The organism is Alloalcanivorax sp., assembly GCF_964221125.1.
GTDB lineage: Bacteria > Pseudomonadota > Gammaproteobacteria > Pseudomonadales > Alcanivoracaceae > Alloalcanivorax > Alloalcanivorax venustensis.
Window position 1 is genome coordinate 1 of record NZ_CAXPXK010000012.1, and the last position, 11,703, is coordinate 11,703.

Sequence of the window (11,703 nt, forward strand, 5' to 3'; positions counted from 1 at the left end):
CGACGCCCAGGTACTCCTCCAGCTGCCGCAACTGGTGGCTGATGGCGGTGGGGGTCACCGACAGTTCCTGGGCGGCGGCTTTGGCGCTGCGGTGGCGGGCCGCCGCCTCGAAGGCGCGCAGGGCGGAAAGGGAGGGCAGTTTGCGGGCGCTCATGGGGTGCCTTATGGATGAGTTTTATTTTGCCGTTAAGGCAAGAATTCATCGTTTGTCGCTGCCCCGAGCCTCCGGTTTCATGGGAAGCCTGTCAAGCAGGAGTGAGATCAAATCACCTGCAAGCCAACCCTGAACCGGAGATAACACCATGACCCGCTTACTGCACCTCGACGCCAGCCCCCGCCCCGGACGTTCCGGCACCCACGAGCACGGCTCGCACAGCCGCCGGCTGAGCCACCACTTCATTGAGCTTTGGAAAGCCGCCCGGCCGAGGGACGCGGTGACGCGCCGGGATCTGGGCGTCCGGCCCCCGTCGCTGTTGACCGTGGACTGGATCGAAGCCGCCTTTACGCCGTCGACGCAGCGCCCCGCCGCCCTGCAGCAGGTGCTGGCGGAGAGCGACAGCCTGGTGGACGAGGTGATCCAGTCCGACGTGCTGGTGCTGGGCGTGCCGCTGTACAACTACAGCTACCCGGCGGCGTTCAAGGCCTGGATCGACCAGATCGTGCGCGTGGAGCGCACCATCTATTTTGATCCGGCCAATGTGGAGCATCCGGTGGGCCCGCTGCTGAACGACCGGCCGCGCCATGCGGTGATCCTGTCGTCCCGGGGCGGGTACGGCCTGGGCGCCGGTGGCCCGCTGGCGCATATGAACCATCTGGAAGCCAGCGTGCGCACCGCTCTGGAGCTGATCGGCATCGAGCACTTCCACGAGATCGCCATCGAGCACCAGGAGGAAGGCGGCGAGCGGCTGGACGCCTCGATCCGCGACGCCCTGGCCGAGGTGGAGCGGTTGGTGACCCGGCTGCAGCGGGACGCTTTCGCCGTGCCGCGGGCGGTGTCCGCGTGACGTGGGGTGCGGGGCGCCCGGGCGTGCCGGTGCGCCGGCGTTTGGTTTACACTGTAAGCCTTTGCCGTCCGGCCCTGTGCCCGCAGACCATGGAGCGCCCCGTTGCCCAAGAAGCCGAAAACCGACCAGGAGATCGCCGCCTTCCGCGAGCGCGTCTGCGAGGTGGCCACGGAGCTGTTCGTGGAGCGCGGGCCGGATAACGTCACCATGCGGCAGATCGCCGCCGGGGTGGGCGTCAGCCCGATGACGCCGTACCGCTATTTCCAGGACAAGGACGAGATTCTCGCCACCGTGCGCGCCGCCGCGCTGGACCGCTTCGCCGCCGCTTTGGAGGCGGGGCTGGCCCAGGGCAGCGACGCCCGCGAGCGCGCCCGCGCCATCGGCGACGCCTATGTGCGCTTCGCCACCGAGCATCCGGCGGCCTACCAGCTGATGTCGGAGATCTCCCAGGTCGACGAGAGCCGCTACCCGGAACTGGTGCGCGCCAGCCGCCGCGCCCGGGAGACCATGGTCGGCTATGTGCGCGACATGATCCGCGAGGGGATGATGGACGGCGACGCCGATCTGATCGGCTATATGTTCTGGTCCACCCTGCACGGTATCGTGGTGCTGGACATGGCCGGGCGGCTGGGCGGCGAGATAGACGCGGACACCCTGCGCAAGAAGACCATGCGCACGCTGCTGGCGGGCATGGCGGTGTCGCCGCCGCGTCGGGAGGACGAATCCTGACCGAATCGCTCACCGGCGGGTGGGAGTCGAAGTCAGGAAGCGCTTGATTTTATAAAATGTACGTTGTAAATATTTCCCTTCCGAACCGGTCGCCGTGCCAGAGCACGATCCCGGTTTGCCCGAATTCGAAAGATTTACAAAGTAAATGTCACCCACTTAACAGGAATCGCCATGTCTCTGCCCCCGGAAATCGCCAAACGTCTGCGGCTGCCCGTGATCTGCTCGCCGCTGTTCATTATTTCCAACCCGGACCTGACCATCGCCCAGTGCAAGGCCGGGGTGGTGGGCTCGTTTCCGTCGTTGAACGCGCGGCCGCTGTCGCAGCTGGACGAATGGCTGGCGCGCATCACCGAGGAGCTGGCCGCCTGGGACCGGGATCACCCGGACCAGCCGTCCGCGCCGTTCGCGGTGAACCAGATCGTGCACAAGACCAACGACCGTCTGGAGAAAGACCTGGAGCTGTGCGAGAAGTACAAGGTGCCGATGGTGATCACCTCCCTGGGCGCCCGTGAAGAGCTGAACCAGGCGGTGCACGGCTGGGGCGGCACGGTGATGCACGACATCATCAACGACCGCTTCGCCCGCAAGGCCATCGAGAAGGGCGCCGACGGCCTGATCGCGGTGGCGTCCGGCGCCGGCGGCCACGCCGGTCAGCTGTCGCCGTTCGCGCTGATCCAGGAGATCCGCCAGTGGTTCGACGGCCCGCTGGCGCTGTCCGGCTCCATCGCCAGCGGCTCCTCGGTGCTGGCGGCCCAGGCCATGGGCGCGGATCTCGCCTACATTGGTTCGATGTTCATCGCCAGCGAGGAGGCCAACGCCGACCAGGCCTACAAGCAGATGATCGTCGACAGCAAGGCCACCGATATCGTCTACAGCAACCTGTTCACCGGCGTGCACGGCAACTACCTGGCGCCGTCCATCGCCAAGGCCGGGCTGGATCCGGCCAACCTGCCGGAAAGCGACCCCTCGGCGATGAATTTCGGCTCCGGCGGCAGCTCCAAGGCCAAGGCCTGGAAAGACATCTGGGGCTGTGGCCAGGGCATCGGCGTGGTGGACGCGGTGCGCCCGGCGGCCAATATCGTCGACCAGCTCGCCGACGAGTACCACGCTGCCGCCAAGGCGCTGGACGCCAAGCGCTACTACCGCTTGTAACGCGCTCTCAGGGAGCGCGCGCCAGCCGCTAAAGACGCCGGGCCAGGGCTTCCCTGGGCCGGCGTACTTTTTTCTGGCCCGCCTGACGGTCGTTGTCGGTGTCCCGGTAGCCCAGGCCCATCAGCGCCACGCTGCGCAGCCCCTGCTCGCGCAGGCCCAGCAGCTGGTCCAGCCCGGGCGGATCGAAGCCCTCCATGGGCGAGGCGTCGACCCGCTCCATGGCTGCCGCCGCCAGGGCCATGCCCAGCCCGATATAGGCCTGGCGGGCGGCCCACTGGAAGCCCTCTTCCTCGGAGGCGAAGCCGGCCACCTTGCCTTTCACGGTGTTCTCCAGCCCGGCCAGCGCGTCCCGGGGCAGGTCGCGCTCGCGGGCGATCAAATCCACCATCTCCTCGACCTGGGCCTCGGTGACCGGGCTCCAGGCGGCGAAGATGATCAGGTGCGAGCACTCGGTGATCTGCGGCTGGTTCATTGCCACCGGCGCGATGCGCTGGCGCAGTTCCAGCGGCTCGGCGACCAGCAGGGTGTAGGGCTGCAGGCCGAAGGACGACGGCGCCAGCCGGGCCGCCTCCAGAATCCGCTCCACTTTCTCCTCGGGGACCTTTTCCCCGGTCATGCGTTTGGTGGCGTAGCGCCAGTTGAGGGCGTCTTCAAGCGTCATGGGGACTCCAGTGTCGAAACAGTGCCGGTTCGCGGGTAAGCCGTTATCCTCTCCGGTATCGAGGCACAGCGTCCACACCCGCAACACGGAGAAAGATCGTGCAATCCTACACCGGAAGCTGCCTGTGCGGCGGCATCGCCTTCGAAGTCCGCGGCCCCCTGGCGCCGATTCAGGTGTGCCATTGCCAGCAGTGCCGCAAGGCCCAGGGCGCCCCCTTCGCCACCAACACACCGGTGGAGGAGACGGCCTTCGAGCTGCTGAGCGGTCGCCAGCTGATCACCGAGTACGAGTCCTCGCCGGGCAAGTTCCGCGCCTTCTGCGGGCGCTGCGGCTCGCCGGTCTACAGCCGCAAGGCCGACCTGCCCGGCGTGCTGCGGGTCCGTGCCGGGCTGTTCAACGAGCCCCTGGAGGCGCGCCCGGTGTTTCACGCCTACACCGGCTCCAAGGCCAACTGGTGGCCGATTCTGGACGATCTGCCCTGCTACGAAGGAATGGCCGACCCGGCCGGAAAGCGCTGACCGGCCCCCCGGCGGCGGTGTGCGCATTTGGCCCGCCGCCGCCGGACGTTTATGATAGGCGCCCCTTCCTCCCCGCGTGTCTCTGCAGGAGCGGCAAACCATGTTTACAGGCATCATCGAGGCCCAGGGCCATGTGGCGGCGCTGACGCCCAGTGGCGGCGACGTGACGCTGCGTATCCACAGCGACGAGCTGGATTTCGGCGACGTGAAGCTGGGTGACTCGATCGCCGTCAATGGCGTCTGCCTGACGGTCACCGCCCTGGCCGGCGGCGACAGCTTCAGCGCCGATGTGTCCGGCGAAACCCTGTCGCTGACCTCCCTGAAGCAGCTCAAGAGCGGCAGCCGGGTGAACCTGGAGAAGGCGATGACGCCCTCCACGCGCATGGGCGGGCACCTGGTGAGCGGCCATGTGGACGGCCTGGGCACGGTGAAGGCGATGACCCCGGACGCCCGCTCGGTGCGCATCGACATCGAGGCGCCGGCGGAGCTGGCCCGCTACATCGCCCAGAAGGGCTCGATCACCGTGGACGGCATCAGCCTGACGGTGAACAGCGTGGACGGCGCGCTGTTCTCGCTGAACATTATTCCCCACACCCAGGACGTCACCACCATCCAGGATTGGAAACCGGGGACGCCAGTGAACCTGGAAGTTGATATCATTGCGCGCTATCTGGAGCGGCTGCTGCTCGGCGAGCGCGCCGCCCGGCCCGGTTCGGAGGGCGTGTCCATGTCGTTCCTGGCCGAGCACGGTTTCCTGAAGTAGCTCGCGGCGGTCGCCCGAGGGCGCGCAAACACCGGCACGCGCGGCGTGCATTAAAAGGTAGGTTTCATGCAACTGAACAGCATTGAAGAACTGATCGAGGACATCCGTCAGGGCAAGATGGTGATCCTGATGGACGACGAGGACCGGGAAAACGAAGGCGACCTGGTGATGGCCGCCGAACACGTCACTCCCGAGGCGATCAACTTCATGGCGCGTTTCGGGCGCGGCCTGATCTGCATGCCGATGTCCAAGGAGCGTTGCGAGCAGCTGGATCTGCCGCTGATGGTGCGCGCCAACGGCAGCGGCTTCGGCACCAAGTTCACCGTCTCCATCGAGGCCCGCGAGGGCGTCACCACCGGCATTTCCGCCGCCGACCGGGCGCGCACCGTGCAGGCCGCCGCCGCCAAACACGCCAAGGCGTCGGACATCGTCCAGCCGGGGCATATTTTCCCGCTGATGGCGGAGCCGGGCGGCGTGCTGCGCCGGGCCGGGCACACCGAGGCGTCCTGCGATCTGGCGGTGATGGCCGGCTGCGAGGCCGCCGGCGTGATCTGCGAAGTGATGAACGAGGACGGCTCCATGGCGCGCCGCCCGGACCTGGAGAGCTTCGCCCAGGAGCACGGCATCAAGATCGGCACCATCGCCGACCTGATTCAGTACCGCGCGCTCAACGAACAGACCATCGAGCCGGTGTCCGAGCACCCGCTGGACACCTGGTACGGTGAATTCCGGCTGGTGGCGTTCCGCGACACCGTCGACGGCCACGTGCACATCGCCCTGGTCAAAGGCGAGGTGCACGAGGATAAGGAAGTGACGGTGCGGGTGCACCAGGTGGACCCGCTGCGCGATCTGATGAGCGCCAAGCTCAACGGCCGCACCGGCTGGAACATGCACCGGGTGCTGGAAGCGGTGGCCGACGCGGAAACCGGGGTGGTGATCATCCTCGGCCAGGACGAGGACTCCGAGCCCACCCTGGACCGCCTGCAGGCGTTTTTCGACGGCACCGCCAACAAGCCCAAGGGCGAGTCGCGCACCTATCGCAACATCGGCACCGGCTCACAGATTCTCAAGGCGCTGGGCGTGCGCAAGATGCGCCTGCTCAGCTCACCGATGAAATTCAACGCGCTTTCCGGTTTCGACCTGGAGATCGTCGAATACGTGGAAGCGGACGGCTAAGGAAAAACACATGCACGATATCAAAACCTTCGAAGGCACTCTGAACAACGTGGGCGGCCGTTACGCCCTGGTGGTGGCGCGTTTCAACAGCTTCGTGGTGGAAGCGCTGCTGGCCGGTGCGGTGGACACCCTGGTGCGCCACGGCGTGGCCCGCGATGACATTGAGATCATCCGCGTGCCCGGCGCCTGGGAGCTGCCGGTGGCGGTGAAGAAGATCCTGGAAAAGCGCGACTACGACGCGGTGATCGCGCTGGGCGCGGTGATCCGGGGCGGCACCGCCCACTTCGAGTACGTGGCCGGTGAGGCCGCCAAGGGCATCGCCGCGGTGCAGAACGACACCGGCGTGCCGGTGGCCTTCGGTGTGCTCACCGTGGAGTCCATCGAGCAGGCGATCGAGCGCAGCGGCACCAAGGCCGGCAACAAAGGCGCCGAGGCCGCGATGTCCGCTCTGGAAATGGTTTCTCTGTTCAAGGCGCTTTAATGACCCAGTCCGCCGTACCGTCTTCCCCCGCCGCGCGCCGCAAGGCGCGCCGCTATGCGTTGCAGGCGCTGTACCAGTGGCAGCTCGCCGGCGCCACGCTGAGCGATATCGAGGCCCAGTTCCTGGCCGCCAACGATATGCAGAAGGTGGACCGCACCTATTTCCACGACCTGCTGCACGGCGTGCCCGCCGAAGTGAGCGGCCTGGACGAGGCGTTGCGCCCGTTCCTGGATCGCCGGGTGGAGGAGTTGTCCCAGGTGGAGAAGGCGCTGCTGCGCATCGGCGCCTTCGAGCTCAAGGAGCGTCTGGATGTGCCCTACCGGGTGGTGATCAACGAAAGCATCGAGCTGGCCAAGGTGTTTGGCGCCGACGACTCCTTCAAGTACGTTAACGGCGTGCTGGATAAACTGGCGCGGCGGCTGCGTTCCGCCGAGACCGCCCACCGCCCCGCCGCGTCCCGGCAGGCCCCGGACGACGATGGAGCGGACAAGGACTGACCGTGGCATAACAAAGGGAGCGTTTGATTATGAATGAATTCGCTCTGATAGAACGCTACTTCCGCCGCCCGGACCACCCGCCGGGCGATGGCGTGGTGCTGGGCCCCGGCGACGACGCGGCCCTGCTGCTCCCGCCCGCCGGCGACGAGCTGGTAATGACCCTGGACACCAGCCTCGGCGGCCACCATTTCCCCGACGACCTGCCCGCCGCCGATGTGGGCCACCGCTGCCTGGCGGTGAATCTGTCCGATCTCTACGCCATGGGCGCGCGCCCGCTGTGGTTCCTGCTGTCGGTGACGCTGCCGCAGGCCGACGAGGCCTTGCTGGCGGGCTTCGCCCAGGGCATGTTCGATCTGGCGGACCGGGCCGGCATCGCGCTGGTCGGCGGTGACGTTACCCGTGGGCCTTTGAGCGTGAGCATCCAGGCCACCGGCGCGGTGACGTCGGGCCGCGCGTTGCGCCGCGACGGCGCCCGCGCCGGCCAGCGTCTGGCGATCGGCGGCGTGCCCGGGCAGGGCGGTTTGGGGTTGCGTCACTGGCAGGCCGGCGAGCGCGCCACGGTGAGCGCCCGCCACCTGGCCCGGCCCGCTTTCCCGTTGGATCTGGGCGCCGCCCTGGTGGGCCGGGCGGGGGCCGCCATCGACGTCTCCGACGGCCTGTTGCAGGACCTGGGGCATATCCTCAAGGCGAGCGGCGGGCTGGGTGCCGAGCTGGATCTGGCGACGCTGCCGGTGAACGAGGAGCTGGCGGCCCTGGACGAGGCGGACCGTTACCCGTTGCAGCTCACCGGCGGCGACGACTACTGCTTGCTGTTCACCTGGCCGGACGCCCGGCCCCTGCCGCCGGGAACCAGCGACATCGGCATGATCACCGAGAAGGGGCCGATTCTGCTGCGTTACCCGGACGGCCGCACCGAGCCCGCCCGACCGGGGGGCTGGCGGCACTTTTAGTCGGGGCCGGGCAGGCCGGCTCAGGCGCGGTGGGGCAGGGCGTCGTGCAGACGCTTCAGGCGCCGGCGCACGCTGGCTTCGATGCCGGCGGCGTCCAGGCCGTGCTCGGCGAGCAGCGCGTCCCGCTTGCCGTGGTGGATAAAGTGATCCGGCAGGCCCAGGTTGAGCACCGGCACCACCACGCCTTCGTCGATCAGCAGCTCGTTGACCGCTGAACCGGCGCCGCCCATGCGCTGGTGGTCTTCCAGCGTCACCACCAGGTCATGGCGGGCGGCGGCGTCCAGCACCGCGCCCCGGTCCAGGGGCTTCACCCAGCGCATATCGATCACCGTGGCGTCGAGTTTCTCGGCGGCCTCCAGGGCGGCCGGCACCAGCGCGCCGAAGGCGAGCAGGGCGACGTCGCCCTTGCCCTGGCGCAGGGTGCGGCTTTCGCCGATCGGCAGGGCGGTCATGGTGTCTTCGATTTTGGCGCCGGGGCCGGTGCCGCGCGGGTAGCGCACCGCCGCCGGGCCCTCGTGCAGCCAGGCGGTGTAGAGCAGCTGCCGGCACTCGTTCTCGTCCGACGGCGCCGCCACGATCATATTCGGCACGGTGCGCAGGTAGGCGAGGTCGAACACGCCGCCGTGGGTGGCGCCGTCCTCGCCCACCAGGCCGGCCCGGTCGATGCCGAAGGTCACATCCAGGTCCTGCAGCGCCACGTCATGGATCAGCTGGTCGTAGGCGCGTTGCAGGAAGGTGGAGTAGATCGCCACCACCGGTTTGCGGCCTTCGCAGGCCATACCGCCGGCCAGCGTCAGGGCGTGTTGCTCGCAGATCGCCACGTCGTGGTAGCGCTCCGGGAAACGGCGCGCGAAATCCACCATGCCGGAGCCTTCGCACATGGCCGGGGTGATGCCGATCAGGCGCGGGTCCTGCTTGGCCAGGTCGCACAGCCACTGGCCGAACACTTCCTGGTACTTGGGGCTCTTCGGTTTGGCCGGTTTGGCCACTTCCACTTTCGCCTTGGGCTCGATCTTGTTGATCGCGTGGTAGCCCACCGGGTCCGCTTCCGCCGGGCCGAAGCCCTTGCCCTTGGTGGTGTAGACGTGCAGCAGTTGCGGCCCTTCCAGGTCGCGCATGGTCTCCAGGGTGGCGGTCAGCTCGTCGATGTCGTGGCCGTCGATGGGGCCGATGTAGTTGAAGCCGATCGCCTCGAACAGCATGTCCGGGCTGACCATGTTCTTCATGCTCTCTTCGGTGCGGCGCACGAAATCCCAGGCCGCCGGCATGGCGGAGAGCACTTTCTTGCCGCCTTCGCGCAGGGCGATGTAGGTCTTGGACGACCAGATGCGCGCGAAGTAGTTGGCCAGCCCGCCCACGTTGTGGCCGATCGACATGGTGTTGTCGTTGAGAATCACCAGCAGGTTGGCGCGGGTGTGGGCGGCGTGGCTCATGGCTTCGAAGGCCTGGCCGGCGGTCATGGCGCCGTCACCGATCACCGCCACGGTGCGGCGTTTGTCGCCGGCCTGCTCGGCGCCCAGGGCCATGCCCAGCGCGGCGCTGATCGAGGTGGACGAGTGGCCCACCCCGAAGGTGTCGAATTCCGACTCGGTGCGTTTCGGGAAGCCGGACAGGCCGTGCTGCTGCCGCACGGTGAGAATCTCGTCGCGGCGGCCGGTGAGAATCTTGTGCGGGTAGCACTGGTGGCCCACGTCCCACACCAGCCGGTCGTAGGGGGTGTCGAACAGGTAATGCAGGGCCACGGTCAGTTCCACCACGCCGAGGCCGGCGCCGAAGTGCCCGCCGGCGCGACCCACGGCGTAGAGCAGGTAGGCGCGCAGTTCGTCCACCATCTGCTCAAGGTCCGTTTCGGGCAGTCGCCGCAGGTCCGCCGGCGCGCCTATGCGGTCCAGCAACGGCGTGTGGGGGCGGGTCAGCGGAATGTCGGTAAACGTCTTTTGCATTGGTTGGGAGCCTGAATCAGTCGGCGTCGGCTTGGCAAGGGGAGGGCATTATAACGATCCTTGGGGCCCGTCGTCAGTGATCTAGTGAGACCGCTGCACGATGTAGTCCGCCAATTGTTGCAGCGGACCGGCTGCGTCGCCGTAGCCGGCGAGGGCGGCGCGGGCCTGCCGGCACAGGGCCTGGGCGCGCTCGCGGCTGGCCTGCAGGCCGAGCAGGGCCGGGAAGGTGCTTTTGCCGTGCTTCTCGTCGGACTTGCTGGGTTTGCCGAGCTGTTCGGTGTCCATGGTCACGTCGAGGATGTCGTCCTGGATCTGGAACGCCAGGCCGATGGCGTCGCCGTAGGCGGTCAGATTGCGCGCCAGCTCGGCGTCCGGGCGGCCGGCGGCCAGGTAGCCCAGGGTCAGGCTGGCGGTGATCAGGCGGCCGGTTTTCAGGTAATGCATGCGTTCCAGGGCGGCCACGTCCTGCAGCTGGCCGTGGGCGGCCATGTCTTGCATCTGCCCGGCGGCCATGCCGGCGCCGCCGGCGGCCTGGGTGAGCGCGCGCACCATGCCCACGCGGGCGCCGTCCGGGTAGTCGCCGGCGCGGCTGAGCAGCTCGAAGGCGAAGGTGTGCAGGGTGTCCCCGGCGAGGATCGCGGTGGCTTCGTCGAAGGCGCGGTGGCAGGTGGGCTGGCCCCGGCGCAGGTCGTCGTCGTCCATCGCCGGCAGGTCGTCGTGGACCAGGGAGTAGGCGTGGATCAGCTCCACCGCCACCGCCGGCACGTCGGCCTGTTCCAGGCTGCCGCCGGCGAGCCGGCAGGCGGCGTACACCAGCATCGGGCGGATCCGCTTGCCGCCGGCCAGGGCCGCGTAGCGCATCGCTTCGGCGAGGCGCGGGGCGTCGCTGGCCGCGGGGTCCGGCAGATGGTCGCGCAGGGCCTGGTCGAGCCGCGCGCGCACGGTGGCGTTGAGCGGGTCCAGGGCGTTGAGGTTACTGGTCATCGCGGCCTTCGAAAGGCACCGGCTCGGCTTGCGGGTCCTGCTCCAGCAGGATGCGCACCTTCTGCTCCGCCTGGCTGAGCGCCTGCTGGCACTCGCGGGTCAGTTTGACGCCCTGTTCGAACGCCTGCAGGGATTCTTCCAGGGTCAGCTCGCCGGACTCCATGCGTTCCACAAGGGCTTCCAGGCTGTCCAGGGATTGTTCCAGTTGCGGGGTCTTTTTGGCCATGTGTGCGATAACCTCGGGTGACCTCGTGGGATGGCCGGCGCAACATACTTCAGCACCGCCGGGGGGTCAATTGGGGCGGCCGCCGGCCCTGGCTTCAGGCGCCGGGCGGCCCGTCGTACTTCTTCGCGCCCAGGCCGGTGTCGTACCAACCGGCCCGGTCGGCATAGAAGATGTGATCGTTGGGGTCCAGGTCCGGGGTTTGGTCCAGTCCGCCGGCGGGCACGATCACGCCGCTGCCATCGCGTTTCTCATGGGGCACCATGCTGCCGCACTGCGTGCAGAACGCCCGGGCGAAGCTTTTCGCTTCGGGCAGGTCGAAACGGCGCACCTGATCCTCGCCTTTGAGCCATTCCAGCGCGTCGGCGGCGGCGATCAGATTGGCCGCGTGGGCGGTGCCGCTGAAGCGCTGGCAGCGCGAGCAATGACACAGGTGGAACTGGTGAAACGGGCCGCTGATCCGGTAGCGGACCTGGCCGCACAAACAGCCGCCTTCGTAGGTGGTCATCGGCGCAACTCCTGACTCTGGAGGTGTGTGAGTGCTCACAACGGGTGGCGCCGTAATGAGCAGTTCCGGTTGATTCCAAAAGGGTCTAAACACGCCCTTCCGCCTCGCCGGGCG

General features: G+C 67.9%; 15 protein-coding genes. 9 read left to right on the plus strand and 6 right to left on the minus strand.

The features are described from left to right. Positions 1-154: LysR family transcriptional regulator (locus ACEQZD_RS01365; protein WP_370183546.1), on the minus strand; the 154-nt coding region annotated here is incomplete at its 3' end. Positions 155-302: 148 nt separating this feature from the next. Here ACEQZD_RS01365 and ACEQZD_RS01370 point away from each other — a divergent pair. The 3 genes from ACEQZD_RS01370 to ACEQZD_RS01380 all read left to right on the plus strand — a co-directional run bounded on the left by ACEQZD_RS01370 (position 303) and on the right by ACEQZD_RS01380 (position 2,885). Then, positions 303-1,004, plus strand: a complete 702-nt coding sequence (locus tag ACEQZD_RS01370; protein WP_335628004.1) for an NAD(P)H-dependent oxidoreductase — start codon at positions 303-305, stop codon at positions 1,002-1,004. A 102-nt stretch (positions 1,005-1,106) separates the two neighbouring features. Continuing rightward, the gene (locus ACEQZD_RS01375; RefSeq protein WP_370183510.1) at positions 1,107-1,733 is read left to right on the plus strand and encodes a TetR/AcrR family transcriptional regulator; all 627 of its coding nucleotides are present in this window, start codon (positions 1,107-1,109) and stop codon (positions 1,731-1,733) included. A gap of 171 nt (positions 1,734-1,904) precedes the next feature. Next, positions 1,905-2,885, plus strand: a complete 981-nt coding sequence (locus ACEQZD_RS01380; RefSeq protein WP_370183511.1) for an NAD(P)H-dependent flavin oxidoreductase — start codon at positions 1,905-1,907, stop codon at positions 2,883-2,885. Positions 2,886-2,913: 28 nt separating this feature from the next. On the opposite strand, the gene ACEQZD_RS01385 is transcribed toward ACEQZD_RS01380, so the two are convergent. Next, positions 2,914-3,546, minus strand: a complete 633-nt coding sequence (locus tag ACEQZD_RS01385) for a nitroreductase family protein (RefSeq protein ID WP_370183514.1) — start codon at positions 3,544-3,546, stop codon at positions 2,914-2,916. Between the two features lie 98 nt (positions 3,547-3,644). Here ACEQZD_RS01385 and ACEQZD_RS01390 point away from each other — a divergent pair, with 98 nt between their 5' ends. The 6 genes from ACEQZD_RS01390 to thiL all read left to right on the plus strand — a co-directional run bounded on the left by ACEQZD_RS01390 (position 3,645) and on the right by thiL (position 7,931). Next, entirely contained in the window at positions 3,645-4,064 is a 420-nt protein-coding gene (locus ACEQZD_RS01390; protein ID WP_370183515.1) for a GFA family protein, read from the plus strand. A 100-nt stretch (positions 4,065-4,164) separates the two neighbouring features. Beyond that, positions 4,165-4,827, plus strand: coding sequence for a riboflavin synthase (locus ACEQZD_RS01395; protein ID WP_142947391.1), 663 nt, complete (start codon positions 4,165-4,167; stop codon positions 4,825-4,827). Positions 4,828-4,893: 66 nt separating this feature from the next. Further along, the gene (ribBA, locus tag ACEQZD_RS01400) at positions 4,894-6,003 is read left to right on the plus strand and encodes a bifunctional 3,4-dihydroxy-2-butanone-4-phosphate synthase/GTP cyclohydrolase II (RefSeq protein WP_142947390.1); all 1,110 of its coding nucleotides are present in this window, start codon (positions 4,894-4,896) and stop codon (positions 6,001-6,003) included. Between the two features lie 10 nt (positions 6,004-6,013). Continuing rightward, on the plus strand, positions 6,014-6,484 hold the full coding sequence (gene ribE, locus ACEQZD_RS01405) for a 6,7-dimethyl-8-ribityllumazine synthase (RefSeq protein ID WP_067612907.1): 471 nt from the start codon (positions 6,014-6,016) through the stop codon (positions 6,482-6,484). Further along, positions 6,484-6,981 (plus strand): transcription antitermination factor NusB, encoded by a 498-nt coding sequence (gene nusB / locus ACEQZD_RS01410; protein ID WP_142947389.1) that lies wholly within the window; start codon positions 6,484-6,486, stop codon positions 6,979-6,981. The genes ribE and nusB overlap by 1 nt, the downstream gene beginning before the upstream one ends. A gap of 29 nt (positions 6,982-7,010) precedes the next feature. Continuing rightward, positions 7,011-7,931 (plus strand): thiamine-phosphate kinase, encoded by a 921-nt coding sequence (thiL, locus tag ACEQZD_RS01415; RefSeq protein WP_370183520.1) that lies wholly within the window; start codon positions 7,011-7,013, stop codon positions 7,929-7,931. Between the two features lie 20 nt (positions 7,932-7,951). Here thiL and dxs read toward each other — a convergent pair whose 3' ends face one another. From dxs to ACEQZD_RS01435, 4 genes are all read right to left on the minus strand, one after another. Continuing rightward, the gene (gene dxs / locus ACEQZD_RS01420; RefSeq protein WP_370183521.1) at positions 7,952-9,874 is read right to left on the minus strand and encodes a 1-deoxy-D-xylulose-5-phosphate synthase; all 1,923 of its coding nucleotides are present in this window, start codon (positions 9,872-9,874) and stop codon (positions 7,952-7,954) included. 81 nt (positions 9,875-9,955) lie between these two features. Beyond that, positions 9,956-10,858 (minus strand): polyprenyl synthetase family protein, encoded by a 903-nt coding sequence (locus ACEQZD_RS01425; protein ID WP_335627998.1) that lies wholly within the window; start codon positions 10,856-10,858, stop codon positions 9,956-9,958. Continuing rightward, positions 10,848-11,084, minus strand: a complete 237-nt coding sequence (locus tag ACEQZD_RS01430) for an exodeoxyribonuclease VII small subunit (protein ID WP_067609609.1) — start codon at positions 11,082-11,084, stop codon at positions 10,848-10,850. The genes ACEQZD_RS01425 and ACEQZD_RS01430 overlap by 11 nt, the downstream gene beginning before the upstream one ends. 94 nt (positions 11,085-11,178) lie before the next feature. Beyond that, entirely contained in the window at positions 11,179-11,589 is a 411-nt protein-coding gene (locus tag ACEQZD_RS01435) for a GFA family protein (RefSeq protein WP_335627996.1), read from the minus strand. Positions 11,590-11,703: the final 114 nt, after the last annotated feature.

Excerpts from the sequence above, each read along its gene's own strand:
- dxs (WP_370183521.1), bottom strand. The coding sequence starts at position 9,874 with ATGCAAAAGACGTTTACCGACATTCCGCTGACCCGCCCCCACACGCCG.
- ACEQZD_RS01370 (WP_335628004.1), top strand. The coding sequence starts at position 303 with ATGACCCGCTTACTGCACCTCGACGCCAGCCCCCGCCCCGGACGTTCC.
- ACEQZD_RS01385 (WP_370183514.1), bottom strand. The coding sequence starts at position 3,546 with ATGACGCTTGAAGACGCCCTCAACTGGCGCTACGCCACCAAACGCATG.
- nusB (WP_142947389.1), top strand. The coding sequence starts at position 6,484 with ATGACCCAGTCCGCCGTACCGTCTTCCCCCGCCGCGCGCCGCAAGGCG.
- ACEQZD_RS01430 (WP_067609609.1), bottom strand. The coding sequence starts at position 11,084 with ATGGCCAAAAAGACCCCGCAACTGGAACAATCCCTGGACAGCCTGGAA.
- ribBA (WP_142947390.1), top strand. The coding sequence starts at position 4,894 with ATGCAACTGAACAGCATTGAAGAACTGATCGAGGACATCCGTCAGGGC.
- ACEQZD_RS01380 (WP_370183511.1), top strand. The coding sequence starts at position 1,905 with ATGTCTCTGCCCCCGGAAATCGCCAAACGTCTGCGGCTGCCCGTGATC.
- ACEQZD_RS01395 (WP_142947391.1), top strand. The coding sequence starts at position 4,165 with ATGTTTACAGGCATCATCGAGGCCCAGGGCCATGTGGCGGCGCTGACG.
- ACEQZD_RS01425 (WP_335627998.1), bottom strand. The coding sequence starts at position 10,858 with ATGACCAGTAACCTCAACGCCCTGGACCCGCTCAACGCCACCGTGCGC.
- ribE (WP_067612907.1), top strand. The coding sequence starts at position 6,014 with ATGCACGATATCAAAACCTTCGAAGGCACTCTGAACAACGTGGGCGGC.
- thiL (WP_370183520.1), top strand. The coding sequence starts at position 7,011 with ATGAATGAATTCGCTCTGATAGAACGCTACTTCCGCCGCCCGGACCAC.
- ACEQZD_RS01435 (WP_335627996.1), bottom strand. The coding sequence starts at position 11,589 with ATGACCACCTACGAAGGCGGCTGTTTGTGCGGCCAGGTCCGCTACCGG.